Raw genomic sequence first — 26,859 nt, 5'->3', positions numbered from 1 at the left:
TAGAGGATATTACATAATTACAAAACTGGATCTTCTATTCTTTTTATACTGATCTTCAGAACAATCTTGTCCATCTTCGCAACCATTTACGGGTCTGGTTTCTCCAAAACCTACATAAGAAAGAATTCTATTTTTAGAAATATTTTTGCTCAATAAATAATTGTAGATTGATTCAGCTCTTTTTTGTGATAGTGTAAGATTGTAGTTTTCTTCACCACGACTATCAGAGTGTGTTTCTATTTTGATAACCATATTCGGGTAATCATTATTCATAATATCAACAACCTTGTCCAGTTCTACTTCAGCTTTGTTGGTAATGTCCCATTTATCAAACTCAAAGTATATTTCATTTAAGTTTATTAAATCGTTAATGGTTTTACTCAATTTCATATCTGATTTTAAATCAGATTCTGGAGTTGTGTTTGTTTGAACAATATCTCCAGGAGTGATTCCACCACTTTCTGTATTATTAGATTTATTTACTTTGTCTATATCTCCAGGTATTACTGCGGTAAATTCACTATTCATTCTCTTTTTGGGAATAGAAGCTAATCTACTAGCATTAGGGCAATTCATTTCGCTAATATCAATAGCTAATTTGAACTGATAGTAATCAGGTAATCCACAAGAATTAATATGATTGTATCCTTTTGAGTATTTTATAGTTTCATTAAGAGTACCGTTAAACTCAGCGCTAACAGGTTGGTCTACGATCATAATATCATCAATAATATTGATAGATTCACAACTGGTGTCTACAAGTACGTTGTAACTGATTTTGAAAGGTTCACTATCAGTTTTTACCATTTTATTTGGTACAATAAAATTTAAAGTTCTAGATAGCTTATCATATTTTACTTTAATCTTCTTGGTTGGAAGAACTAGTGATTTTTCTGAAAACACAACATTTTTTGGTAAAACATCTTTTATAATGGTGTTTTTGGCATTATCATTACCATCATTATATATGGTTAAATTATATGTTATTTCTTGTTTAGGAGCTAAAACATCATTGGGGTGTATATATGCGTTGTTATCTGCATATCTAGATCTTTTTACAATATTAATAGCTGGCTCGTATATTTCTACACTAAAAGCAACCCCCATTACAGAATACCCATCATTATTGGTAGATAATCTAAATTTGGCAGCAGTTTGATTATTACCGATAATACTATTTCGTACATTCTTTATATCAAATAAATCGGCATCATACCCTAAAGTATTTTGACTTGCAGGTACTCTGGTGGTTACATTCTTACCATTTTCTGTAATATTAGCATTAAAGAAATTATTCATAGGGTTCACACCATCAGCAAGACTTTTGTATTTATTAGTCTCATTAGACATAACCTGAAAGCGGTCTCCGATAATTCCTTTATCTCCCTCATAAGCGATTACACCAATTTTACCATGTACAGCTCCATTAGGTATAGTTTGAAAATTATTAAAAGAAAATGCAACGGGTTTAGCTTTGGAGTCAATGTTAACAAATCCATCATATACATAGAATCTTTTTCTAGGTTTTGCATCATCTTCATATATGACTACCATAGTCCATCCACCAGCAAGACCATTCCCTAGGGTTTGATCGTCATTAATTTCAGTAGTTGTAGCTGGAATATTAGCAACTGTATATGTACCCAAAGGATTTTTTAAGCTTAAGACATCTTGAGTAATATCTTTGTAACAAGAATACTGTTTAAACATTGATTCAGCATCTTTGTAATAATCATGTATGATTTCTCCATCAGTAATAGATGTGTATTCTTTTTGCCCAGGATATTTTACTTTTATAGAGGTTATATCATGTTTTCTATCATGATCTGCATATGAAGCAGTCCAGTATAACCCTACATGCTTTATTGCGCTACAATCAGAATCAATAGAAAGATCAGCACTACTAGAATTAAAAGTTGTTTGATCTGTATCAATATCAATGAATCCCATCTTGAATTGATTATTCAAACCACCATTATTATAGCTTTTATTTGGATCAAATATTTGTGATCCATCATCATTGCTGATTTTGCCCAAAATAGTGTTGGAAACAAATTTGAAATCTCCTTTAAGCGTTAACTCAGTTCGTTTTTTAAGAGGTACTTCTACCTGACCATATATAATGGAACATCCAAAGCAATATATGAAGGCAAATAGCCAAAAGTTTTGTAACAACGAATAATCTCTATGTATAGTAATCACTTTTTCCACTTTTTTTGTTTTTTTTATAACCCTAACTTGATATTATGATTAGTTTATGTACATAATGTTTGGGGGAAAACATTCTGATTTAAGGGAAAACCGTACGTAAATTTATATTTTAACATTTAATTACATAAGAAAAAAGTAATGTTTTCGATGTAAGCACTGTTTTTATCGATTAAAATCAGTTCTTTATGGTCTTCATTTTCATTATTTTAGATGATATTTTGATAGTTATATAATTTCTTTATTAAAAATATAGGATATCAAAATTCTTTACTTGTGTATTGAACTAAAAATAATTTTGTACTCTTATTAGTAAGATTTGTAAAATCGAATTCTTAAACTTGTATAAAATAATTTGATTTTTACAAAAGGTATAAACTTCATGAAAACTTTATATTTAATAAGACATGCTAAATCTTCTTGGGAGTTTGATATATCAGATGATGAGAGACCATTGAATACTAGAGGACTAAATGATGCAGAATTGATAGGGGAAGAATTAAAGTCATTGATAAAACCTATAGACAAAGTTTTATGTAGTCCTGCAAAAAGAACACGTATGACAGCAAGTATTATTCTAAAACATTTAGAAATTCCTGAAACTAAATTTTCAATAGTACCTGATTTATATGATTTTTCTGGAAATCAGGTGATGGATGAAATAAAGAAATGCGATGCTGCTATTGATACATTAATGGTATTTGGGCATAATCATGGATTTACTTCAATTGTGAATTTTTTGGGTAATAAACGAATAGATAACCTACCAACATCAGGAGTTGTTGCTATAGAGTTTGATGTAAAAGAATGGCAAGATATATCTGTCGGAAATACCTTATTAACACTTTTTCCTAAATCTTTGCGATAATGAAGGAAAATGAAAGCAATCAATATATTAATAGAGAGCTAAGCTGGTTACAGTTTAATGCAAGAGTATTACAAGAGGCTGCAGACGATAAAGTACCTTTATTAGAAAGATTACGCTTCATTGGGATATTTTCTAATAACCTGGATGAATTCTTTAAAGTGCGATATGCTACCATAAAAAGAATCGATCAAGCAGGTAAGGATGGAAAAAATGTACTCAAAGGGTCTACAGCAAGTGAATTATTGGAAAAAATAACCAATATTGTTATCAAACAGCAAGCTACTAGCCTGAAAACAATTAATAGCATAAAAAATGAACTAGAGAAACATTATATATATGTAATTGATGAAAATCAGGTAACTGAAGATCAAGATGCTTTTATTCGTAATTATTTTGTCACCAAAGTAAGCCCCGCATTAGTTACTTATATTCTTAATGATCTAGAAAAGTTTCCGCACCTCAAAGATAGTGTAGCTTATTTGGCCGTAAAACTTGTACTAAAAGAAAAAGTGGCTAAAGAGGGTAGAATATCCAAAATATTACAACAAACTACCAAGGAGAAAATTTATGCACTTATAGAGATTCCTAAAAATACAGAACGATTTGTTGTATTACCAGAAAAAGATGGGAAACAATTTATCATCATGTTAGATGATTTAATACGATACTGTATGCATATTAACTTTAGTATTTTTGATTATATAAAAGCCTCGGCTCATATGATAAAAATTACAAGAGATGCACAGTTAGATGTTGATAATGATCTAAGTAAAAGTTTTATTCAAAAAATATCAAGTAGTGTAAAATCCAGAAGAGATGGTGAACCAGTAAGATTTGTATATGATAAAACAATAGAAAAAGATACCCTTAGTTTTTTGATGGAAAAAATGGGAATAGATAATACAGATAGTATTATTCCTGGAGGAAGATATCATAATCGTAGAGATTATATGAATTTTCCTGATCTAGGAAATACAAACTTGGTATATCAATCCATAAAACCGCTGGCGATACCAGGACTTGTTTTACAAGGAAGTTTATTGGATAAAATTGCAAAAAAAGACTTTTTGCAATATACACCTTATCATACATTCTCTTATGTAGTAAAATTTTTAAGAGAAGCTGCGATAGATCCTAAAGTTAAGAGTATAAAAATCACAATATATAGATTAGCAAATATTTCTCATATTGCTAGTTCGTTGATAAATGCTACCAAAAATGGTAAAAATGTAACCGTTCAAATTGAATTACAAGCTCGTTTTGATGAAGCTGCCAATATAAGATATGCAGAAAAAATGCAAAGAGAAGGAGTGCATCTTATTTTTGGAGTTACTGGCCTCAAGATTCATTGCAAAGCATGTGTGATTGAGCGAGAAGAAAATGGAAAATTAAAAAGATATGGGTTTATAAGCACGGGTAATTTTAATGAATCTACAGCAAAAATCTATACCGATTATACATTGTTTACTACAAATGAAGCGATTTTAAAAGAAACCAATAAGGTTTTTAAGTTTTTTGAAATCAATTATAAGATAAATAGATATAAACATTTATTAGTATCTCCACATTATACGAGATCCTCTCTAGTTAAACTCATTGACAAGGAAATAAAAAATATCAAAGAAGGAAAAGAAGCAGGTATCAAGTTAAAATTAAATAGCTTGAGTGATTATGAAATGATAGATAAGTTATATGAAGCAAGTAGAGCAGGAGTAAAAATAGATTTGATTATTAGAGGTATTTGTTGCTTAATACCAGAAATACCTGGTATGAGTGAAAACATTAGAGCAATTAGTGTGATTGATAAATTTTTGGAACACCCACGATTGTTTATATTTCAGAATGGAGGAGAACCAAAAGTATACATTTCATCTGCAGATTGGATGACTCGTAATCTGGATAGGCGAGTAGAAATATCGTGCCCTATTTATGATAAGGATATCAAATTAGAGCTAATGGAGACTTTTGATATTTGTTGGAATGATAACGTAAAAGCTAGAAAATTATCTAAAAACCAAGATAATGCATACATACTTAATGATCAGAAAAAAATAAGATCTCAAATAGCTACGTATGAATATTATTTAAAAAAACTAGGAAATTAATTATTTTGTTAACTATAGAAAAATATGGAGCTATTGATATTGGTTCTAATGCTGTAAGGCTATTAATCAGTAGTATTCACGAAGAAGAAGGGAAAAAGACAAGGTTTAAAAAAACAAGCTTGGTCAGGGTTCCTATACGTTTGGGAGCAGACGTTTTTAAGAGTAATAAAGTATCGCAAGAGAATATTATAAGAATGGTTGATACTATGCAAGCTTATCAACTTTTGATGAAAACACATAAAGTTGTACGATATAAAGCTTGTGCTACCTCTGCAATGAGAGAAGCCAAAAATGGTTATGAAATAGTAGAGCTTGTCAAAGAAAAAACTGGAATTCAGATAGATATCATTGATGGAAAAGATGAGGCTGCTATAATCGCTATGACTGATCTTAATCAATTAATTAATACAGATGCGACGTATTTATATGTAGATGTTGGTGGGGGGAGTACAGAATTCACTTTATACCATAATGGTAATACGATAGTGTCAAAATCTTTTAAGTTAGGAACAGTAAGGCTTTTAAATAATTTGGTAGCAGACACAATTTGGAAAGATGTAGAAAATTGGATCAAAGAAAACACCAAAAATTATAATAGAATCTCTCTCATAGGATCAGGAGGGAATATTAATAATATTTTTAAAAATAGTGGTAAAAAAATAGGCAAATCTTTGTCTTTCTTATATTTAAGTTCTTATTATAAACTACTGAATTCTTTGACATATGAAGAAAGAATATGGCAACTTAATTTAAACCAAGATAGAGCAGATGTTATCCTACCCGCAGTTAGAATATATCTTTCTGCAATGAAATGGAGTAGCTCTAGAGAGATATATGTCCCAAAAATAGGGCTGTCTGATGGCATTATAAAATCTTTGTATAACGAGAAACTAAATAATCGATAAAGAGTTATAATTCATACGATTCATCGATTTGTAAAGTAATAATTTTTACAGATTGAGATAGTTTAGGCAAAAATCTATTACTTTGCGTCCTTAATAAAAGACAAAAAAAACTGGAATTATGAGTAAGGTCATACTATACACTACAATTTTTTTAATGTTTGTAACATTCAATTCTCAAGCTCAAGAAGCGTCTTATGGGGTTAGAATCGGTGCAAACTTAAGTTCAATTAGTTCTGATGATATACCAGAAAATTTAGAAGATAGTAGATTGGGGATAGTAGCAGGGTTTTTGGCAGAATTTCCAATTACAGAAAAATGGAGCTTTCAACCTGAATTTCAATATTCAGCTATTGGTAATGATGATGAATCTTTACGTGTAGATTATCTTCAAGTACCTGTATTTATAAAATATAATATCTCAGATCGTTTTAATGTACATATTGGACCTCAAGCAGGAATCAAAATATGGGAATGGGAGGATAATACCTCTGTAGAGACCAATTTTAATACATTTAATTTAGCTGCAGTTGCAGGTATTGGGGTTAATATAACAGAGAATTTCTTTGCAGATTTACGATATGGTTTTGGGATATCAAATATGATAGATGATAGTAATATACCTGGAGGAACAAAAGGAAATACTAGAAATATACAACTTTCTCTAGGTTATAAATTATAAGCAATAGATTTATAGTGCTCAAAAAAATCGTTTTTTAGAACGATTTTTTGTTTTTCATATTCTATTAATGAAGCATACTTGAGTTGGTGTATAATAGTATTAACACTAACTCTAGTTGTTCTTATATAATTAGCAATTCCTTCCTGGTCCAAAGGAGAATTGATTATTATTTCATTCGTATCAGGACATGAATAACCAAATTTCTCTTTGAACTCCATTAGTACTTCTATAAACCTTAATAAAGTAGATTTAATATTTAAAACCCTGATCCTTTGCTCTAGCATCGTATACTTCTCTCCCCAGATTCTAAATAATTCCCTTTGCAGGTTATGATTTTTTTTGATCATCTCATAGATATCATCCATGCAATAGATTTCAATAACAGTTGTTTCAATAACGGATTTGAAAATATAATTTGTGTCCAAATCATGAAATGCTCCATTGCCACCAAATGTTTGGTTTTGATTTAATAAAACCAATATAACCTCTTGCCCATTTCTATGTAAACAACTAATTTTTACACTACCATTTATAATAACATATAGATGTGTGGCAATATCTCCTTTATGTATGATCGCTTCATTTTTAGTATAGCTTGTACTCTTATATGCTCCATTGCTTTTTAGAATGTTCAATAATTCCAAACTCATCAGCCCGTTCTAGTATGTTTTTTTTAAATCATTCGTCAATAAACTGGTTGATTTGTTAAAATATTGTTATAAAATAATGTAATTTTTTACGAGTAACACTCATTTGTTTTGTTATAAAACCATAAAATGAGCATTCTCTTATAAAATATATTGAAGATTTTGTGTTAGATTTTTTATACGAGTATTTTTCCTGTTGCTCTAATTTCGATATTCAAATCAATGTAAATATTTAATAATCTTTTAATTACACACAATCATGAAAAGAATTAATTTGAACAAATCGATTTTAGTTACAGCGCTGGTCATCGGAGCCCTAGTTGTAATTTCGTTCTCTAACTCTTCAAAGTCTAAGAAAGTTACCATAGACTATAAAAGTTCAGTAGTGAGTTATTTTGGAACTAATAGTGTTACCAAAGCAGACTTAGTAAAGCAGGCAAAATTGATAGATATTGCTGATAGACGGTTTGAGACCAAATGGAAGAATAAAAATCCTAAAGGAATATCAGAAGAATATATCGTAGAAGGCGCTGTATTTATGAAACCTGGAGTAAAGCCTAGATTAGGAAGAGCGGATATAGAAAAAGAATTTACAGAAAGTGTAAAAGGAGTAGATCGTGTAGAATTCTATCAGGATGAATTAGAGTTTTATGGTGAGATGGACGTTGCTTTTCAGAGATGTCATATGTTAGGTTTTGTAGATACTAAAAAGGAGCACACTTTTGAGGGGTCTTATATCATTTTATGGAAAAAAGAAAATGGAAAATGGCTTATACATTATGATATGTTTAATTCTGATAAGTAATCATATCAAATAATTAAACCTAGCTTCTTTTATAAAACAGCGTAGTTTCCTTGTGCTGGAAAATCACAACTCTATAAAAGAAAGAATACTAAAAACTATTGGTGTACATAAAAATGTACTTAATGTAGATACTTGAAGAGTTGTGAGATAGCACCAAATATCCATCCTTAAAAAAGGATAGCCAATCAAACTATTTATAAAAAGTTGAAAAATATGCCAGATGCGGCAGTATAGCTGCTATCATAAAGAAAAAGAAAAATTATTAACAACAATTTAAAGCTATTATGCAAACACACAAATCAAAAATTATTGCGGCAGTAAAAGAACACGGCACCCCATCTTATATATACGATGGAGAAAAGTTAGTGTCAAATTATCAAAGGTTGGTCAATGCGTTACCCGACTGTGTAGACGTTTTTTATGCCCTAAAAGTCAATCCAAACGTTTCATTAGTAAAATTATTAAGATCTAAAGGAGCTTGTACAGAAGTTTGTTCTATTACAGAAATGGAGATCGCATTAAAAGCAGGCTCAACACCACAAGATATTGTATACCTTGGTCCTTGTAAAAAAGATTATGAACTTAAAAGAGCAATTTCGTTAGGTGTTTTTGCTATAGTAGTAGAATCAGAAACAGAGCTCAAAAGAGTATCTAGGTTTGCTAATGAAGCGGGAGTAGTGGTAGATGTTGCTATCAGAATAAACCCTGATTTTTCTGCAAAAGGTTCTCCATGGAAAATGGGGGGTAGACCTACTCAATTTGGTATCGATGAAAAACATGCAATAGCCAATTTTGGAACGTATCTTAATGTGCCTAATATTAATATTAAAGGGATTCATGTGTATAATGGAACCAATATATTAGATGCACAATCTGTATATGAAAATTCAAAATATATATTAGGGCTATATGAACAGATAAGTCAAAAATATAACACCACCTTTTCTATGGTTGATGTTGGTGGGGGAATGGGAATACCATATTTCCCTAATCAAGAAGAATTAGATATTGTAGAATTCAAAAATTTGATGACACCTCTGTTTAGTGATTTCCATAAAAAATATCCTGATACAAGAATTATTATGGAGTCAGGAAGATTTATTATTGGTACAGCAGGGTATTTTGCTGTAGGAGTAAATAATATAAAAATAAATCACGGAAAAACATTTGTAGTGACAGATGGTGGAACGAATTGCCATTCTGCTTCCGCAGGTTCTGGGCGTGTGGTTAAAAGAAATTTCCCTATGGAAAATATTTCAGCTACAGACAATTCAGAAGAGTTTGAATACCAGGTTGCTGGGCCATTATGTAGTCCAGATGATATTATCGGTAGAAATATAAAGCTAAAAGAAGTTAAAGAAGGAGATATTCTAGTAATCAATGCCTCTGGTGCATACGGATCGACATCTTCTCCTGGACTTTTTCATAGTCATGGATTTCCCGTAGAAGCGTTGGTTTATGATGATCAAGTACACCTTATTAGACATAAGGACACCTCTGATGATATCATAAGCAGACAAGTAGTAGTAGATTTTAAAAAAGAACCTGTATTAAACTAAAAAAGATGAACACAAATAAAATTTTAGACCTTATAAAAGATGGATTAATAGATAGTATAGCTAATCTGAAGAAAGAACAAATTCAATTAGATTCACATCTCAAAAACGATTTAGGAATAGACTCCCTTTCATCTATGTTTTTTTTAACATTTCTAGAAGATAATATAGAAGGTTTTGAGGTAAATCCTGATACAATAGAGGCAAGGCATTTCAATACCTTGCAAGCAATTTATGACTATGTACTGTCTGAATTACAAGTAGCAGTATAGTTAATAATTAAACGTTGATAGTGACTATAGATCTTCTCAGTTAGTGAATAAATAACGCTAAGATTGTGTAGTAATATTAGCTCAATGTGTAAGAGGTGTTCTTAGTAACAAAAAGGGCACTTCTTACTCTTATTATATCAATTCAATTTCTATGTTTTGTAGAATTTAGAATTAGGTATATGTAAAACATATTCAATCAGATTATTTGATAAGAGGATGTGTTTATAATGTGTCATTTTGTAATCAAAAATGACATAAAATTCTTTCTGATTTTTCACCTCCCTTTTTGCAAGCATCGCAAGGCTTTATTGTTGATAGCATAGCTGTTGCATAAGGAGCTTTTGTGCTTTGTTTTAAGCGTAATGTAAGGTGTAAAGAAAGAATAGAAAAAATAGTAATGATTTAAAAGCAAAAGAAAAATGACTCCCTTACTTCAAAATTTTTTAACCCGAAACTCACAAATATATCCTGATAAAATTGCTGTTTCTATGGCAAAGAATACATATACATTCAAGGATTTGGATGTGTTATCCGATAAACTGGCTAACTATCTTCAAAGTATACAAGTACAAAGAGGAGATAGGGTAGTTATCTTATTGGGAAATACAATAGATACTGTAATCTCATTTTGGGGGATACTCAAAGCAGGAGCTGTAGTTATACCTGTAGGAATAGAGTTGAAATCTGAAAAAATAAAATACATACTGAATGATTCTGGAGCAGTAGCATTGATTACAAATCATGAGATTGTAAGCCAAAATAAGGTAATGCTAGAAAGCTCACAATTACATAAAGTAATTCTGTCAGGCAGCAAAGAAATACCTTCTGAGCAGTTATATACTAATATGGATACTATACTATCTCAGAAAAAACAAGAGGTAATACCTGTAGAGACAATTAGTATTGACTTATCCGCTATCATATATACATCAGGTTCTACAGGAGAACCTAAAGGAGTGATGCTTACACATCAAAATATGATTGCAGCAACAAATTCATTAAACGGATATTTAGGATATACCAAAGACGATAAAGTACTGTGCGCATTACCATTATCTTTTGATTATGGATTATATCAAATGATTATGTGTGTATCAACAGGAGCAACATTATTGCTAGAAAAAGAATTTACCTGGCCTATCTTTTTATTAAAAACAATAAGAGAACAACAGGCAACAATTCTTCCTGCAGTACCTACTATGGTTATGATGTTGCATGAGCAAAATAAAAAATCTCAATTGGATTTATCCAGTATACGTGCTGTAACCAATACAGGAGCAGCCCTCACAGAAACCAACATTGCTATGGTGAAAGCATTGTTTCCTAATGTAAGTATTTTTTCTATGTATGGTCTTACAGAATGTAAAAGATGTACTTATCTGCCTCCTGCTGATATTGATAAAAAACCAAATAGCGTAGGGATCGCCATCCCGAACACAGAATTATGGTTGGTTGATGATGATAACAATAAAATAGAAGAACCTAATCAAATAGGTCAACTAGTTATTCGTGGAGCTACTGTAATGCGAGGATATTGGAATAAACCAGAGAAGACGGCAGAGAAACTAAAAGAAGGAAATTTTCCTGGAGAAAAAGTACTGTATACAGGGGATTATTGCTCGCTAGATGAAGATGGGTATCTCTATTTTAAAGGAAGAATGGATCATATGGTAAAATCCAGAGGAATAAAAGTAAGTCCAAAAGAAGTAGAAGATTATATAAGCGCAATACCAGAAATCAATGCTGTACTGGTAACAGGAGTACCAGATGAGGATTATGGGGAGGCATTGTTTGCTTTTGTAGTGCTTACTGATGGGCAAGTAACTACAGAAGAAGCCATTATTACCTTATGCAAAAGGGATCTGGAGAACTATAAAGTACCAGAATATATAAGGATTATAAAATCCATGCCCAAAACGCCAAATGGAAAATTTAATGTAATTAAGTTGAAAGATATGGCGCTAGAAGAAGTAAAAACCAAAGCAGCTGTATAAGTATGGAAACAGTAGCATATACCGAAAAAATTATCGAAATCGATGGTTTTAGAATTGCTGTAAAAATATGGGGGGACCAAAGTGGTACCCCTGTATTAGCAATACACGGATGGTTAGATAATGCAAACTCTTTTGATAAATTAATACCACTGTTATCAAATGATATATGCATTGTTGCTATAGACCTGGCAGGACATGGTTGGTCAGATCACAGAACTCAGGATACATCTTATTATTTATGGGATTATGCCGTAGATGCACTCAAGGTTATAGAAAAACTAGGGTGGAAAAAGTGTATTATTCTGGCGCATTCTATGGGGACAGGAGTAGCATCTATTATCGCAGGAGCAATGCCAAATAAAGTTACCAAGCTAATATTTCTAGATGGATTGGGGGCACCTTTTGTAGTAGAAGAGGAAAATATTGTTACAGAATTCAGAAAATCTGTACAACAGCTAAAAATGGCAAGAAAAACAAAATTATATGGTTTTTCTGACCCCGATGTTGGGTACTTCAAAACAAAAGAAGAAGCTGTGCATGATAGAATGGATAATGTAATAGGTAAAATATCTTATGATGCCTCTTTGTGTTTGGTAGAGCGATCATTAATAAAAGTGACACAAGGTTACAGGTGGCGATTTGACCCTAGGATTGTATTATCAGAGTGTTATAGAATGACAGAGCAACAAGCACAATTGTTTATCAAGAATATACAATGTGAAACTCTTATCGTATTGGGTAAACAAGGATTGTTTGCAGATGGAATGTATACTTCACGAATCGAGCAATTCAAAAATGCAACAGTACATCAAATAGATGGAGGGCACCATTTACATCTAGAAGAAGCTCATAGGCCAATATCAACATATATAAATCAATTTTTAAAAATATAAACTTCGGTCATGAAAAAAATCATAATCACACTATGTATACTAGTATTGTCTACATATTTTATAGAAGCACAAGAAAAAGAAAAGAAGAAAGCAACTTTTGCTACTCAGATTCTGCATAATAGTGTTGCAGGATTTTACCCTATCTTCTTTGGTAATTTTGAAACCAATAAAAGCTATGATATTACTATATATAGCATCTTTTGGACAAACCCTTCTTTTGGAAATTTAGATTCAGGAAGCGACCTGTTGCTAGAAACGGGAGTAGGTTTAGGGTTTAAAATGTTTAATAAGAAATTGTATCTCAATCCATCTATGGGAATTTCTCATGGTAAGTTTTCATCCAATAGCGAAGGAACAAAAATAGCAGAAGGGTTAGTACCTAATCTATTTGTAGCTTACAATGATGGTCTTTTTGATTTTGAAGGATATATCGCTTATTACAAATCATTGCGAGAAGATGATGATATCGTAACCAAAGATTATTTATTAAACTGGGCGGCACCTGGAATACAAGTAAGTGATAGGATTGTATTGGGAGCTTTTTATGAATCTTTTGGTATAACACGACAAGAAGATGCATCAGGAAGTGTAAAAATCTATCAATGGCTAGGTGGGTCAGTAAAAATGAAATTTGATAAAGGGATATCTTTTAGAATATCAGCGGGAGCAACATTGACTACAGATGTAGGAACCTCTGATGAATTTTATAAAGTAGCAGCTTTTATTCCACTCTAAATAAAAAAATATTCAAAAGAAATAATAAGATAAAAAAAGCCTTTTTGATAAAACAAGAAGAATGGAAGCAGTAGAAACAGTAGCTTATCGATGAAATCATGATAATTGTAGAAAGCACACGATATGATATTGTGATAAACAAGTAATCTTTTATTAGATACTTATTTTAAGTAAAACACATTGCCATTTTGTTAAGTAAGAGGTTGTCTAGAAAGGAATATTGATTTTTATGTATTAAATCTTTGTTTTGAAGTCTTTTAATCAAGTGTTATATTATAAAAGAGATTTCTACAAAGAGGATAGACTTATATCATTTTTACAAGAAATAAGTATACTATTATGTAAATTGTATTGAATCAATACATTGCTTTTCTAGAGACCTCTTATCTATTTATTAATCAGGATAGATAAGTTTTAGAAGATAACCCCGTTATTTTCATAAACAATATTATTTAGCTATGAAATTAGTACAAGACCAACTTACTGTTCAGAATTTTATTAATGGAGATTTTGAACAACATCAAGAAGCATCTATTGATGTAATAAGCCCTCTGGATGGGGGCAGTATATCTAGAGTACCCATATCCACCAAGAAACAATTAGATAAAGCTGTTAAATCGGCCTCTACAGCATTTGTAAAATGGTCACAATTAACATTGAAAGAGAGAGTTCAGGTATTTTTTAGATATAGAAACCTATTGGAAGAAAATATAGAAGAATTATCTAATCTTATTCGGTTAGAAAACGGAAAAACTTTTGGCGAAGCAAAGGCAGAGGTTGAAAAAGGAATAGAACTCTGTGAATTTGCAGTTTCGCTCCCACAAATTGTATGTAATGAAATACAAGAAGTAAGTAAAGGGGTAGCATGTAAGATAGAAAAAAAACCACTGGGAGTTGTAGCTTCTATAACTCCTTTTAATTTTCCTAATATGGTACCTCACTGGACAATCCCAAATGCTTTGGTATTAGGAAATACAATGATTATGAAACCATCAGAGCAAGTTCCTCTAAGTGTAATGAAAATAGCTCAATTACTTAAAGAAGCAGGCTTGCCTCAAGGTGTTTTTAATGTTATTAATGGAAGTAAAGAAGTGGTAGAATCAATTTGTGATCACCCCGATATCAAAGCAGTAACGTTTGTAGGATCTACTACGGTAGCTAAAATAGTATACCAAAAAGCAACTTCAAATCTTAAACGCTGTCTAGCTTTAGGAGGAGCAAAAAATCATTTGATTGTATTGCCTGATGCTAATACAGAAATGACAGCATCCAATGTAGTCGCTTCTATGTCTGGTTGTGCAGGGCAAAGATGTATGGCAGCCTCTGTAATGGTAGGGGTTGATAAAATAGATCATATCATTGATAAAATGGTAGAAGAAGCAAAGGCAATTATTCCTGGAGAAAACTTAGGTACAGTGATTAGTGCAGAAGCCAAAGAACGTATTGAGCGGTATATAACAGAAGCAGAACAAGCAGGGGCCAATGTCATTCTAGATGGAAGAAACGTAGTTGTCAAAGGTGGGGAGACTGGTTTTTATGTAGGTCCAACTATTTTAGATCATGTAACAACAGATATGTCTGTAGCCAAAGAAGAAATATTTGGTCCAGTTATTAGTATTATCAGAGCAAAAGATCTTGATCAAGCGATCAAAATAGAGAATGGCTCTAATTATGGTAATGCGGCTGCGGTTTTTACGCAAAATGGAGGGTTAGCAAAGCAGGTAATAGAAAGAGCGAGTGCAGGAATGGTAGGGGTTAATATTGGAGTTCCTGTGCCAAGAGAGCCTTTTTCTTTTGGAGGTTGGAATGAATCAAAATTTGGAGTGGGCGACATCACAGGGAAAAGCTCGATTGAATTTTGGACACAAAGTAAAAAAACTACTACCAAATGGAACAAAGAAGATAAAACTAATTGGATGAGTTAACTCATGAGTTCAACAATATAAAAGCTATCGAAGTTTATTTTAAATTTATAAAAAACTTCGATAGCTTATTTTATACTAGTTTCTAACTTTTCAAGAAACTAAATTTTCTTGATTTCTAAATACCAGATTTGTATCAAATTCATCCAATAAGATTACACTTTCTGTAGAAACATTACCAGCGAGAATTTCTTTAGATAATTTGTTTAAAACTTCCTTTTGAATGGTTCGTTTTACGGGTCTTGCTCCAAATTCTGGTTGAAACCCTTTTTTAGATAGGTATACAATAGCCTGTTCTGTCGCATCCAGAGTAATGTGTTGCTCTGCCAGCATTTTAGAAACGTGTTGCAACTGTAGTTTTACAATTTCGTGTATGTTGGCTTTTGTAAGAGGAGAAAACATGATGATATCATCTATCCTGTTTAAAAACTCAGGCCGCACAGATTTTTTTAGAATGGCAAGCACATCAACTTTGGCGGCTTCCATTGCAGAATCCATATCTTTGATAGTTTCAAATTTTTCTTGTATGATATGACTCCCCATATTACTAGTCATGATAATAATAGTGTTTCTGAAGTCTGCGACTCTACCCTTATTATCAGTTAGTCTACCTTCATCCAATACTTGCAATAAAACATTGAATGTATCTGGGTGTGCTTTTTCGATTTCGTCTAATAGCACTACAGAATATGGTTTTCTTCTCACGGCTTCTGTCAATTGTCCTCCTTCATCATATCCTATATACCCAGGAGGTGCGCCTACTAATCTACTCACAGCATGTCGTTCTTGGTATTCGCTCATATCTATTCGAGTCATGGCACTCTCATCATTAAACAAATACTCGGCTAGAGCTTTTGCAAGTTCGGTTTTACCAACTCCAGTGGTTCCTAGAAATAAGAAAGATCCTATAGGTTTTTTTTGATCTTGCAATCCAGCTCTACTTCTTCGTACTGCATCACTTACTGCCTGTATCGCTTCTATTTGTCCTACTACTCGTTTTTGAAGCTCTTCTTCTAGAACAAGTAGTTTTTCACGTTCGCTTTGTAACATTTTGGTGACAGGTATACCAGTCCATTTGGCAACTACTTCTGCAATATCATCATTGGTCACTTCTTCTTTAATAAGAGATGATTTACTTTGTTGCTGATCTAGTTGTTCTTGTAATTGATCTAGGTGTTCCTGTGATTCTTTTATTTTACCATAACGTAATTCAGCAACTTTTCCATAATCACCATTTCGTTCAGCACGTTCGGCTTCAAGTTTATACTCTTCGATATTTGTTTTTGCATTTTGTATGGCATCAACCACTTCTTTTTCGCTTTGCCATTTTGAGAAGATCTCATTACGATCTTCTTTTATATTGGCAAGATCAGCATTAAGAGTTTTTAGTTTAACATCATCATCTTCTCTTTTTATAGCCTCGATCTCGATTTCGAGTTGCATAATTTTTCTATCTAATACATCTAGCTCCTCTGGTTTAGAATTAATTTCCATTCTTAACTTGGAGGCGGCCTCATCCATTAAATCAATCGCTTTATCGGGCAAGAATCTATTAGTTATATAACGCTGAGATAGTTCTACTGCGGCTATAATAGCTTCATCTTTTATTCGTACTTTATGATGTACTTCATACTTCTCTTTGATTCCTCTTAAAATTGAAATAGCACTTTCTGTATCAGGTTCATCGATGGTTACTCTCTGAAAACGTCTTTCTAATGCTTTATCTTTTTCAAAATATTTTTGATATTCATCTAATGTTGTAGCTCCAATAGCTCTCAGTTCTCCTCTTGCTAGCGCAGGTTTTAGAATATTTGCAGCATCCATTGCACCTTGACCACCTCCAGCACCAACTAAGGTGTGAATTTCATCAATAAATAATACAATATCCCCATCACTCGTAGTAACTTCTTTTACTACAGCTTTAAGGCGCTCTTCAAATTCTCCTTTGAATTTGGCTCCTGCAATCAAGGCTCCCATATCTAAAGAAAAAATTTGTTTGTCTTTAAGATTCTCTGGGATATCTCCTGAAATAATTCTATGGGCTAACCCTTCTGCGATAGCTGTTTTACCAACACCAGGCTCACCTACTAGCATTGGATTGTTTTTGGTACGACGAGAAAGGATTTGTAATACTCTTCTTATTTCTTCATCACGACCGATTACAGGGTCTAGTTTACCATTTTCCGCCATCTCATTGAGATTTTTGGCGTATTTATTTAATACCTGATATGTTTCTTCGGCACTTTGTGATGTTACCCGTTCTCCTTTTCTAATCTCATTAATAGCTTCAGTAAGATGTTTTTCTGTAACCCCTTGATCTTTTAATATTTGGGCTATTTTGCTTTTTGATTTAAAAATAGCAATAACCAGATGTTCTATAGATACATACTCATCATTCATCTTTTTGGCAATGATACTGGCCTCATTCAATGATTTACCTGCTTCTCTAGATAGTTGTAGTTCTCCTCCTGTTACTTTAGGAAAACTTTCTAGAGTACTATCAAGAACTTGTTGTAGAAGGTTGATGTTTACATTTAATTTTTTAAGTAAAAACGGAAGTACATTTTCATCAACAGTAAAAATAGCTTTAAATATATGCTCATTTTCTATTTGTTGATGACCGAAACTCTGTGTAAGCTGTTGTGCTTGTTGTATAGCTTCTTGTGATTTTATAGTGAAATTATTAAAATTCATTTCTTTTATTTTAGGTTTTACAACAAGGGATCAAATAATATTCCTAGTTTATAAAAGTGTCAAAATGTCTTGTTTAGCAATAGGTTTCGGTGACTTTTTGTCTTGATGTAAAGTTACGAGTTTTACAACGACCAATAGGTGGCTATAGTCAATTATTAAAAATCATTTGACTAAGTTTGTAATCATTAAGCATATAGAAAAAAATGGGAATATTTAATAAATTATTTGGATCAGAAGAAAAAACACCAAAAGAAGAAAAACAAGCTTTGCCTTGGCAGGTACTTAATTCGGTCTCTCAATTAGATGCTATAGCAAAGGCTTCAAAAAATAAGACACAAGCGATCTTTAAGCACTCTACTCGATGTGGAATTAGTAGAATGGTAATGCGTAATTTTGAGAATAGTTTTGATATAGAGAATGATAAAATAGATTTGTATTATGTAGACTTGTTAAACCATAGAGATGTATCTTCTGAAATATCAGCAAAGTTTCAGGTTTTTCATGAATCTCCACAATTTATCGTTATAAAAAATGGAGTTACAGTACATCATTCTTCGCATAGTGTGATTACACCGCAGGTATTACATCAGTTTATTTAGATTAGATTGTGTCTTTTTCGTTTAAAAAAGGACATGTTATTTTCTGAGTTACTCTAGATTCATACATTTTTATATAAAGATGGGTTGACATTTTTCTAGCTCTCCTTTTAGCTGTTTCTGTCTTTTTACCTTCAAATAGTGTATCTAGGGTTTCTATCCATAAATTGAGCCATATACCAAAGTGATTTTGATTGATAGAACCATCAAATACTCGATCTACTGTTTGGTGTGCTTTGATTGGATTGCCTTTATATTTTATGGTAAAAAGAAGATTGGTTTCCCAGAAATCGATTAATTTTTCTATATGAGTATCCCAATTACTGATCATATGATTAAAGATTGGGCTAAGTGATTCCTCATTTCTGACTTTTACATAAAATTGAGTTACAAGAGTTTTAATGTCATTTCTATTTTTGATATCATTTTTGATAGTTGTTTTCATAAATATAAAGATATGAACCGATATTCTGGTGTGTAGTTCTAAACATGACATTTTATTAATGAATCCATTAATAAAATGTCATGTTTAGAACTACAAGTATCGTATTTATTATTAGGCTAAATAGTAATAGATTCAAGATGAATTTTGGTTTCATTTGCGCTAAAATAGAAGCGTTAAAAACCATACATGCAATTACACAAACAGATAACTGTATCACTTGAAAAATAGATCTTTCTTGCATCAAAATATACATTGCAGCAATAGAACCTAAACAACTGGAAAGAATAATCATTAATGGAATGTATGCCATATACATTTCCTTGAAATCTTTTAATAGCTTTGAGTACATAAGCTTGAATTTTAAGTTTACTCAAAGATATTTCAAGGACAGGCCTTCATTTTATGATCTTAATCATAAAGTAAGAAGAATGTGTGTTCTAGCGATACACTTTTCTATTTTTGATAGAAAGTTCTCCTTTTTGCTCTAATTTTTTGATACTTCGTATTACAGTTTCTACTCGTAATCCAGTAAGATCAGCAAGTTGTTGCCTGGTAAGTTCTACTTTGTAGCTTAACGAATCTGTTTTATCTGTTGTGTTATTTTTTTTGAAGTAATCCAAAATTCTAAGAATACGGTGTTCTGGTTCTTGTGTTGATATTTCTGATACCATTATCGCTTTGTAGTACAAACGTAAAGCGAGTGTACTGGTAAATTTGTGGTGAATTTCTGGGTTTTCTTCTAAAAGTTTTAAGAATTTATCTTTTGGAAGTTGCCAAACTTTAGAGTCAATAATAGCTTCAGCATTGGCAGGGTAGGTGAAATCTGCAAAGAGGGGAGGTTCACCAAAGCTTTTTCCTTTAGCAAAAATCCCCTGAATATATTCTTTTCCTTCTTGATTATAATTATTCATCTTGACCTCTCCTTGATCCACCTGATAATAATACCTAGCAATAGCATCTTCATAAAAGAGGACCTCTCCTCGTTTATAGTTTTTTAATATGGCTCCTGCATCTCGTAATTTTTTTGGATTGATCATCGCAAAATTTTCTGGTATAAGTAAGTTTTCATGAGTGCCTTATATTATTATAAGGTGACCAATATTATTTAAAACGATAATTTGTAATAATATTTTTTAATTTATTTTTTATATCCTCTCCAGAATCATAAACCATTTGTTCATTTGAAGGAAACTGTACTGCTCTTGCTCCTAGATATCCCAATAAACTATCATCTAGTGCGCGTTTATCTCCATTGTAATTGGCATAAATATGTTGAAAAACATGTTCGCTCGCTATCGGAAAAGCATCTAGAAGCTGATTTGTTCTCAGGTTTTTGTAAAGCACGTTACCAATAACATTTACAGCTTTGAATTGAGTAAATTCATAATATTCACAATGTACTGTTACCATTTTATCTACTTTGACTTTTTCTCCTTTATCATCAACTACAATTTCATCATTTTCATCAAGTAGATATTCCCATCCATCTTTAACCAATTTTTCTTTCTGTAATTGGCGTTCTTTAATTTGTTCTGGTGATATGTTGATTTCTCTTAAATCTACTTCCATAGCATAGTCATATTTGATAGCACGTTGTGGTCGACTATGATATACTGTCCATAGATTATTTAACCCATATGTACCAAAATTAAGTAAATCACTTTCTAATCTTCTAGGAATAACTACATTGGTGTTGTTTCTCATAGTTACCCTTACAAAATCAGTTCCCTTTTTGTGGGCTTCTTTTATCATTTCTACTGTATTTTTGTAATTAGGAGTAACCTTATCAAGGTATATAAGATCCTCATATACTGCTCTGTATTCTGTTTTTCTTTTGGCAGTTGCTAGTAAGTTTTTGGCATTACTATACAGGTATTCAGAAAGTTTATCTTTGGTACTTATAATTTTTTGATCATAATTACGCATATAGAAATCAGCATTACGTCCTTCTTCGATAAGATAGAGAGGTAATAATGGTTTTATACGTTCTTGTCTATCTCTGAGAGTAAGGTATGAGTTATAGATACGTTCCAAATTTGCTGGATTCCCTTCTTTTTCTAAATAAGTAATAGCATTATGATCTCTATCTATGACTTTTGCATATGCCTGTTCCAGCATAGTTATATATGGTTGTTTACCTTTTTTGTTTTTGTTTGTTTTGAGTTTGTTTAAGGCGATATTTATTGCTTGATCATAATTACCTGTATTAAGTGCTTTTTCGGTCTTTTTGACGCTACTACAAGACGAAACAATGATTGTAAAAGATATAAGTAGTAGTTTTTTCATATCACTGATATTTTGATTTGGGTATTGAAAACAACTTTGATGACAAAAGATAATAAAAAACCTCGAAACTGATTTTTTTCGAGGTTTAATAAAATTAAATATTCTGTATTTTATTTTTTAAATACGGGAAGTAGTTTTGTAGATACCTCTCCAAATCCAATACGTACTCCTCCTTTTTCACAATGCCCTCTCATAATTACGGTATCATTATCATCAATAAACTTACGACTGCCTCCTTCTTTAAGAGGTAATGGTTTTTCTCCTCTCCAGCTTAATTCTAGCATAGATCCATATGAATCGGGTGTAGGACCAGATAAGGTTCCGCTACCCATCATGTCTCCAGAATTAACAGGGCATCCATTTATAGTATGGTGTGTAAGTTGTTGTGCCATGCTCCAGTACATATATTTGAAATTACTTTTGGCTACAACTGTTTCTACTGATTTTTCTGGTTGAATAGCAACCTCTAAATTTATATCAAAGCTCTTTTTTCCTTCGTATTGAAGGTAAGGAAGTTGTTCTTTTAAAGGTTTAGGGCCTTCCGTACGATATGGTTCTAGCGCATCCATTGTTACAATCCATGGTGATATTGAGGAAGCAAAATTCTTTCCTAGAAAAGGGCCTAGTGGAACATATTCCCATTTTTGAATATCACGAGCACTCCAATCATTAAATAATACCATACCAAATATGTAGTCTTCTGCTTCTTCAAGAGGGATTGGTTCTCCTAATTGGTTAGCATCTGTAGTTATAAATGCCATTTCAAGTTCAAAATCTACTAATCTTGATGGTCCGAAAATTGGTTCTGATGCACCATTTGTAAGTTTTTGACCTTGTGGGCGATGTACAGGAATACCAGATGGAATAATAGAACTACTTCGACCATGATATCCAACAGGCATATGTAGCCAATTTGGCAGCAGGGCATTATCTGGATCTCTAAACATTTTACCAACGTTGGTAGCGTGTTCAATACTACTATAGAAATCAGTATAATCTCCAATTCTAACTGGAAGTTGCATTTCAATTTCATCTAGAGAAAATAAAACTTCCTGCCTGTGTTTTTCGTTATTTTTTAATGTATTATTTTTAGCATCAAAAATTTCAGCAATTCTATTACGTACAAGTCTCCATGTTTTTTTTCCATCAGAAATAAAATCATTTAGAGAGTCTTGTAAAAAAATATCATCAGTCAATGGGATTTCTTCAAAATATCCTAATTGATGAAGAGCTCCCAGATCAATAGCTGTATCACCAATTCGAGTGCCAATGGTTATTATATCATCCCGAGTCAAGAATACACCAAAGGGTATATTTTGTATAGGGAAATCTGTATTAAGAGGTGTCTCAATCCAAGTTTTTCTATCTGGATAATTTGCAGTTATAGGCATTTATAGTATGTTTAATAAGTTGTCGTAAATCTTATGATCAAATATATAATTTTAGAATGATTATAGGTTTTTAATTTTGTGAAAAAAAATTAAAATAATATACAACTATCTAATTCTTATTGTTTTATTGTTAAATAAATAACTTATTTAGAATGATTATTAGTAAGCTTGCTTATTAATTAGAGTCATTTATAATTAAATGAAGAAAAGATCAAAAAAAGGTACATAAAATGACAAAATTTTATGACTTTATATCTGGTTGAAAAATGTGAACAAATTGTTCATATTTATTAGTAATCGTTTAGACTAATTTAAAGAATGTATTTCCTATTTTTACAACATTATTAACTAATTATCAATTCATGCAACGCGACGAACAGATTTTTGATTTGATTCAGGACGAAAAAGAACGTCAAATCAACGGATTAGAATTAATTGCTTCTGAAAACTTTGTGAGTGAACAAGTAATGGAGGCAGCTGGTTCAGTATTAACTAATAAATATGCAGAAGGCTACCCTGGTAAGCGATACTATGGAGGATGTGCTGTAGTAGATGTCATAGAACAGATTGCCATAGATCGTGCAAAAGAATTGTTTGGGGCTGCATATGCTAATGTACAACCACATTCTGGATCTCAAGCTAATACGGCAGTTTATCATGCATGTCTTAAACCTGGTGATAAAATACTTGGTTTTGATCTCTCACATGGAGGGCATTTAACTCATGGATCATCAGTGAATTTTTCTGGTAAATTATACCAACCTATTTTTTATGGTGTAGATAAAGAAACAGGAAGATTAAATTATGATAAGATTCAAGAAATAGCGAATACAGAGAAACCTCAGATGATTATTGCAGGAGCATCTGCATATTCACGTGAGATTGATTATAAAAAATTTAGAGAAATAGCAGATAGTGTTGGTGCAATCTTATTTGCAGATATTGCTCACCCTGCGGGATTTATTGCTAAAGGAATAATTTCTGACCCTATCCCACATTGTCATGTCGTAACAACGACTACACATAAAACATTAAGAGGTCCAAGAGGAGGTCTTATTTTGATGGGTGAAGATTTTGAAAATCCTTTTGGAATTACCTTAAAGAATGGAAAAAAACGTATGATGTCATCGTTGTTAGATAGTGCCGTTTTTCCTGGAAATCAAGGAGGACCACTGGAACATATTATTGCAGCAAAAGCAATTGCTTTTGGAGAAGCATTGACAGATGAATTTTTACATTATATTGTACAAGTAAAGAAAAATGCTGAGGTAATGGCAGGAGAATTTGTCAAGAAAGGATATGATGTGATTTCAGGTAGTACAGATAACCACATGATGTTAATCGATTTACGTAATAAAGGAGTAACTGGTAAGCAAGCAGAAGAGGCATTAGGGGTTGCAGAAATTACAGTAAACAAGAATATGGTACCTTTTGATGATAAGTCGCCGTTTGTAACTTCAGGAATTCGTATTGGCGTTTCTGCTGTTACAACTAGAGGATTAAAAGAAAAAGATATGATTACAATTGTTGAGCTAATCGATAGAGTGATTCAAAATGTAGAGAATGAAGATGAATTACATATTATTGCTGATGAGGTAACTGCAATGATGAAAGATAAACCACTTTTTGCAGGGTAATCTTTTTATATAATAGTATTTAAAAAGCGCATTGTCTATACTAATATACAATGCGCTTTTTGGTAAAAGTTGTTTTCAAGAAATATGAAGTAAACTCCTGACTTTGATTACATTTGTTTGTATGAATAGAATTAGTCTAAATTTGATAAACACTAGAAAAGTACAGTTAGTACCTGTCATATTTGTAATTATATTCATTATAGGGTGTAAAAAAAATGTATCAGATAGTTTAGACAAAAAGGTTGAGCATAAGAATATTGTTTTAACAACTAATCAAAATAAGAAAGATACCGTAATAAGTGTGGAGGTTCCTAATATAGAAGGGCGATATGATCTTGTAGAAGGGTATGGAAAAGGACCTGGGAGCATTCATGATTATACAATATATAAAGGAATATTATTCATAAATCGTATTTCTAATAATGAATTTGGTTTTGTAAAAGTGATTAAGAGGCATCAACTTACTCCTAATGCTATGCACGGTGTTTTATCTTTTTACAATAATCAATTTTATAGAAAAGAAATTAATTATTCAGAAAAGAGTATATATCATGCATTGAGCTGGAGTATAGAAAAGAACGATGATATGTTGTATACTATCGAATATACTTCTAATATGACGACTTATACTATTTGGAAAAAGTCGAATCCAGAAGCAGATGTATATATATCCCTACGTAAAACACTCCAAAAAGAAAAAGAAGGATATACTAAATTTTATAAAAACATATATAATAACTCTGATATTACAGGAAAAGATGGCTTTAGTATATATAAAACCGGTAAAAAGTATATCGTAAACGACTCTGCATTTTTAGAAAAATGGAAAGCATACACTAAGAAATAATACGATTAAATATGTTTTAAATATTTGAATATGATTGTTTTACGGGAAAAATGTTTAAAAAAAGAGAACAGATGCAAACTTTCTAGGTAATTCTTATGAATGACTCCAGTTTTCTGCATCATCACTGTTATTAGGAGAGAGCCCTATTATGTCACCATCAGTATTCACACCTAATCCAACAACAGTTCTATTTACATAATTAAAATAACTCACAACCTGATTAATTTCAAGTATTTCACCATCAGATAAATTTTGTTTTCTGAGTGTATGAATATCAGTCTCTGTAATCGTGTGATGCGCTAATGTTAATTGCTTGGCATATTCTAATCCAGATAGGTATTGAAGCTTAAAATGATGATGTAATTTATCAGAAGCAAGACAAGTAATGATATCTTGAAACTTATCATCATCACCTAGCAAGCGCTTTAGTCCAGCAGAATGATGATCTACGCAATAATTACATTGATTAAGCATACTCACATAAACACCTAAGGTTTCTAGATACCATTTAGGTAATGTATTATTAGAATTATGTAAAACATTTTTGTACAACCCCATATGGCCTATAAGGGTATGTGGGCGTAAACTATGAATGGATAATACATTATCTATAGTATCATTTGGTCCTTTGATACGGTCATATATTTTTTTTAATTGGCCCGTTGCTTCTTTATATGATATTTCTTTAATCCAGCTCATTCTATTAATTTTTTATTTTTAGAGATTATTTTATTTTTACCAAAAAGTGTAAGAATAAATACCAAAATAGCTCCTAACATAATAGAAACATCTGCCAAATTAAAGATTTCGGTTTTTATCACTCCTATGTCCAAAATTAGGAAATCTGTAACAGAACCGTATATAATACGATCATATAGGTTGCCTATTCCACCACCAATTATAAATGCAAAACCAACTATAGAACCCTTAGAGTAATTGGTTCGAATTAATAATTGTCTTACTAATATTAATAAAATTACTAAAGGGAAAATTTGTAATAACAGGACTTTTAAGATTGGCCCTAGATCTGATCCTAAACTATAAGCAGCGCCTGTATTTTCTATTTTGGTAACTATAAAGTTATCTTTGAATACCTCAATACGTTCATAAGGTTCTATAGTTTGTCGAATTATTTTTTTTTGATATCTGATCACAACTGATATTCAAAAAAATTAGAGATAGAATAAGTATATTTCTTAGCTTCATTATGATTCATCAGATTGATAAGTGTTTATCAAATGTAATAGAAACTTTTGACTATTCTGAGATTTACTTTTGGCTCTAGTTTATAATTGCGTTGATATTAGTTTTTGATATTGTGCTTCGATATTTCTGTAATTCTTTATAGCGTTAACATCTAGGACAGTTTTTTGT

The 26,859-nt window shown here is 31.7% G+C and carries 23 protein-coding genes; 14 read left to right on the top strand and 9 right to left on the bottom strand.

What is annotated here, in order from left to right; translation table 11 throughout:
- Window positions 1–9 precede the first annotated feature (9 nt).
- Window positions 10–2,211 carry an OmpA family protein gene (locus tag CVD18_RS04250; protein ID WP_103864206.1) on the bottom strand — a complete coding sequence of 734 codons (2,202 nt, stop codon included), beginning with the start codon at window positions 2,209–2,211 and terminating at the stop codon, window positions 10–12.
- Window positions 2,212–2,590: 379 nt separating this feature from the next.
- Between CVD18_RS04250 and CVD18_RS04245 the strand changes: the two genes are divergently transcribed.
- From CVD18_RS04245 to CVD18_RS04230, 4 genes are all read left to right on the top strand, one after another.
- Complete coding sequence (locus CVD18_RS04245; protein ID WP_103864205.1) at window positions 2,591–3,076, top strand: histidine phosphatase family protein; 486 nt, start codon at window positions 2,591–2,593, stop codon at window positions 3,074–3,076.
- A complete protein-coding gene (gene ppk1 / locus CVD18_RS04240; RefSeq protein WP_103864204.1) occupies window positions 3,076–5,181 on the top strand; it encodes a polyphosphate kinase 1 in 2,106 nt (701 codons plus the stop codon). Before CVD18_RS04245 ends, ppk1 begins: the two co-directional genes overlap by 1 nt.
- Before the next feature lie 5 nt (window positions 5,182–5,186).
- On the top strand, window positions 5,187–6,086 hold the full coding sequence (locus CVD18_RS04235; protein WP_103864203.1) for a Ppx/GppA phosphatase family protein: 900 nt from the start codon (window positions 5,187–5,189) through the stop codon (window positions 6,084–6,086).
- Window positions 6,087–6,204: 118 nt separating this feature from the next.
- On the top strand, window positions 6,205–6,765 hold the full coding sequence (locus CVD18_RS04230) for a porin family protein (protein ID WP_103864202.1): 561 nt from the start codon (window positions 6,205–6,207) through the stop codon (window positions 6,763–6,765).
- Here the strand turns inward: CVD18_RS04230 and CVD18_RS04225 are convergent.
- Window positions 6,753–7,415, bottom strand: coding sequence for a Crp/Fnr family transcriptional regulator (locus CVD18_RS04225; protein WP_103864201.1), 663 nt, complete (start codon window positions 7,413–7,415; stop codon window positions 6,753–6,755). The genes CVD18_RS04230 and CVD18_RS04225 overlap by 13 nt on opposite strands.
- 256 nt (window positions 7,416–7,671) lie before the next feature.
- Between CVD18_RS04225 and CVD18_RS04220 the strand changes: the two genes are divergently transcribed.
- From CVD18_RS04220 to CVD18_RS04190, 7 genes are all read left to right on the top strand, one after another.
- Entirely contained in the window at window positions 7,672–8,217 is a 546-nt protein-coding gene (locus CVD18_RS04220; RefSeq protein WP_103864200.1) for a DUF4440 domain-containing protein, read from the top strand.
- A gap of 284 nt (window positions 8,218–8,501) precedes the next feature.
- Window positions 8,502–9,776 (top strand): diaminopimelate decarboxylase, encoded by a 1,275-nt coding sequence (locus CVD18_RS04215; protein ID WP_103864199.1) that lies wholly within the window; start codon window positions 8,502–8,504, stop codon window positions 9,774–9,776.
- A 5-nt stretch (window positions 9,777–9,781) separates the two neighbouring features.
- Complete coding sequence (locus CVD18_RS04210) at window positions 9,782–10,045, top strand: acyl carrier protein (protein WP_103864198.1); 264 nt, start codon at window positions 9,782–9,784, stop codon at window positions 10,043–10,045.
- A 419-nt stretch (window positions 10,046–10,464) separates the two neighbouring features.
- Window positions 10,465–12,039, top strand: coding sequence for a class I adenylate-forming enzyme family protein (locus tag CVD18_RS04205; protein WP_103864197.1), 1,575 nt, complete (start codon window positions 10,465–10,467; stop codon window positions 12,037–12,039).
- Window positions 12,040–12,041: 2 nt separating this feature from the next.
- The gene (locus tag CVD18_RS04200; protein ID WP_103864196.1) at window positions 12,042–12,932 is read left to right on the top strand and encodes an alpha/beta fold hydrolase; all 891 of its coding nucleotides are present in this window, start codon (window positions 12,042–12,044) and stop codon (window positions 12,930–12,932) included.
- A gap of 9 nt (window positions 12,933–12,941) precedes the next feature.
- Entirely contained in the window at window positions 12,942–13,667 is a 726-nt protein-coding gene (locus CVD18_RS04195; RefSeq protein ID WP_103864195.1) for a DUF6733 family protein, read from the top strand.
- 458 nt (window positions 13,668–14,125) lie between these two features.
- Entirely contained in the window at window positions 14,126–15,592 is a 1,467-nt protein-coding gene (locus tag CVD18_RS04190; RefSeq protein WP_103864194.1) for a CoA-acylating methylmalonate-semialdehyde dehydrogenase, read from the top strand.
- Between the two features lie 90 nt (window positions 15,593–15,682).
- Here the strand turns inward: CVD18_RS04190 and clpB are convergent, their stop codons facing one another.
- Entirely contained in the window at window positions 15,683–18,283 is a 2,601-nt protein-coding gene (gene clpB / locus CVD18_RS04185; RefSeq protein WP_103864193.1) for an ATP-dependent chaperone ClpB, read from the bottom strand.
- Window positions 18,284–18,486: 203 nt separating this feature from the next.
- Between clpB and ytxJ the strand changes: the two genes are divergently transcribed.
- A complete protein-coding gene (gene ytxJ / locus CVD18_RS04180; protein ID WP_103864192.1) occupies window positions 18,487–18,882 on the top strand; it encodes a bacillithiol system redox-active protein YtxJ in 396 nt (131 codons plus the stop codon).
- Window position 18,883: 1 nt separating this feature from the next.
- Here ytxJ and CVD18_RS04175 read toward each other — a convergent pair whose 3' ends face one another.
- The 4 genes from CVD18_RS04175 to fahA all read right to left on the bottom strand — a co-directional run bounded on the left by CVD18_RS04175 (window position 18,884) and on the right by fahA (window position 23,001).
- The gene (locus tag CVD18_RS04175) at window positions 18,884–19,324 is read right to left on the bottom strand and encodes a group III truncated hemoglobin (protein ID WP_233194465.1); all 441 of its coding nucleotides are present in this window, start codon (window positions 19,322–19,324) and stop codon (window positions 18,884–18,886) included.
- Between the two features lie 437 nt (window positions 19,325–19,761).
- The gene (locus CVD18_RS04165; RefSeq protein ID WP_103864190.1) at window positions 19,762–20,361 is read right to left on the bottom strand and encodes a Crp/Fnr family transcriptional regulator; all 600 of its coding nucleotides are present in this window, start codon (window positions 20,359–20,361) and stop codon (window positions 19,762–19,764) included.
- Window positions 20,362–20,425: 64 nt separating this feature from the next.
- A complete protein-coding gene (locus CVD18_RS04160; protein WP_103864189.1) occupies window positions 20,426–21,610 on the bottom strand; it encodes a hypothetical protein in 1,185 nt (394 codons plus the stop codon).
- 110 nt (window positions 21,611–21,720) lie between these two features.
- Window positions 21,721–23,001, bottom strand: coding sequence for a fumarylacetoacetase (gene fahA / locus CVD18_RS04155; protein ID WP_103864188.1), 1,281 nt, complete (start codon window positions 22,999–23,001; stop codon window positions 21,721–21,723).
- Window positions 23,002–23,363: 362 nt separating this feature from the next.
- Here fahA and glyA point away from each other — a divergent pair, with 362 nt between their 5' ends.
- Window positions 23,364–24,638, top strand: a complete 1,275-nt coding sequence (glyA, locus tag CVD18_RS04150) for a serine hydroxymethyltransferase (RefSeq protein ID WP_103864187.1) — start codon at window positions 23,364–23,366, stop codon at window positions 24,636–24,638.
- Window positions 24,639–24,759: 121 nt separating this feature from the next.
- Entirely contained in the window at window positions 24,760–25,485 is a 726-nt protein-coding gene (locus tag CVD18_RS04145) for a hypothetical protein (RefSeq protein WP_103864186.1), read from the top strand.
- A gap of 93 nt (window positions 25,486–25,578) precedes the next feature.
- Here CVD18_RS04145 and CVD18_RS04140 read toward each other — a convergent pair whose 3' ends face one another.
- Both CVD18_RS04140 and lspA read right to left on the bottom strand, forming a co-directional pair.
- Window positions 25,579–26,184: a carboxymuconolactone decarboxylase family protein gene (locus CVD18_RS04140; RefSeq protein WP_103864185.1), complete on the bottom strand. Its 606-nt coding sequence runs from the start codon at window positions 26,182–26,184 to the stop codon at window positions 25,579–25,581.
- The gene (gene lspA / locus CVD18_RS04135; RefSeq protein WP_233194464.1) at window positions 26,181–26,639 is read right to left on the bottom strand and encodes a signal peptidase II; all 459 of its coding nucleotides are present in this window, start codon (window positions 26,637–26,639) and stop codon (window positions 26,181–26,183) included. Before lspA ends, CVD18_RS04140 begins: the two co-directional genes overlap by 4 nt.
- Window positions 26,640–26,859: the final 220 nt, after the last annotated feature.

This window comes from Aquimarina sp. I32.4, from assembly GCF_002924285.1.
Lineage (GTDB): Bacteria > Bacteroidota > Bacteroidia > Flavobacteriales > Flavobacteriaceae > Aquimarina.
This window is presented reverse-complemented; position numbering and strand designations above follow the sequence as displayed.

Bases quoted from the DNA above. Each gene is read 5' to 3' on its own strand.
- CVD18_RS04245 (WP_103864205.1), top strand. From the start codon at position 2,591: ATGAAAACTTTATATTTAATAAGACATGCTAAATCTTCTTGGGAGTTT.
- ppk1 (WP_103864204.1), top strand. From the start codon at position 3,076: ATGAAGGAAAATGAAAGCAATCAATATATTAATAGAGAGCTAAGCTGG.
- CVD18_RS04230 (WP_103864202.1), top strand. From the start codon at position 6,205: ATGAGTAAGGTCATACTATACACTACAATTTTTTTAATGTTTGTAACA.
- CVD18_RS04225 (WP_103864201.1), bottom strand. From the start codon at position 7,415: ATGAGTTTGGAATTATTGAACATTCTAAAAAGCAATGGAGCATATAAG.
- CVD18_RS04220 (WP_103864200.1), top strand. From the start codon at position 7,672: ATGAAAAGAATTAATTTGAACAAATCGATTTTAGTTACAGCGCTGGTC.
- CVD18_RS04215 (WP_103864199.1), top strand. From the start codon at position 8,502: ATGCAAACACACAAATCAAAAATTATTGCGGCAGTAAAAGAACACGGC.
- CVD18_RS04210 (WP_103864198.1), top strand. From the start codon at position 9,782: ATGAACACAAATAAAATTTTAGACCTTATAAAAGATGGATTAATAGAT.
- CVD18_RS04205 (WP_103864197.1), top strand. From the start codon at position 10,465: ATGACTCCCTTACTTCAAAATTTTTTAACCCGAAACTCACAAATATAT.
- CVD18_RS04200 (WP_103864196.1), top strand. From the start codon at position 12,042: ATGGAAACAGTAGCATATACCGAAAAAATTATCGAAATCGATGGTTTT.
- CVD18_RS04195 (WP_103864195.1), top strand. From the start codon at position 12,942: ATGAAAAAAATCATAATCACACTATGTATACTAGTATTGTCTACATAT.
- CVD18_RS04190 (WP_103864194.1), top strand. From the start codon at position 14,126: ATGAAATTAGTACAAGACCAACTTACTGTTCAGAATTTTATTAATGGA.
- clpB (WP_103864193.1), bottom strand. From the start codon at position 18,283: ATGAATTTTAATAATTTCACTATAAAATCACAAGAAGCTATACAACAA.
- ytxJ (WP_103864192.1), top strand. From the start codon at position 18,487: ATGGGAATATTTAATAAATTATTTGGATCAGAAGAAAAAACACCAAAA.
- CVD18_RS04175 (WP_233194465.1), bottom strand. From the start codon at position 19,324: ATGAAAACAACTATCAAAAATGATATCAAAAATAGAAATGACATTAAA.
- CVD18_RS04165 (WP_103864190.1), bottom strand. From the start codon at position 20,361: ATGATCAATCCAAAAAAATTACGAGATGCAGGAGCCATATTAAAAAAC.
- CVD18_RS04160 (WP_103864189.1), bottom strand. From the start codon at position 21,610: ATGAAAAAACTACTACTTATATCTTTTACAATCATTGTTTCGTCTTGT.
- fahA (WP_103864188.1), bottom strand. From the start codon at position 23,001: ATGCCTATAACTGCAAATTATCCAGATAGAAAAACTTGGATTGAGACA.
- glyA (WP_103864187.1), top strand. From the start codon at position 23,364: ATGCAACGCGACGAACAGATTTTTGATTTGATTCAGGACGAAAAAGAA.
- CVD18_RS04145 (WP_103864186.1), top strand. From the start codon at position 24,760: ATGAATAGAATTAGTCTAAATTTGATAAACACTAGAAAAGTACAGTTA.
- CVD18_RS04140 (WP_103864185.1), bottom strand. From the start codon at position 26,184: ATGAGCTGGATTAAAGAAATATCATATAAAGAAGCAACGGGCCAATTA.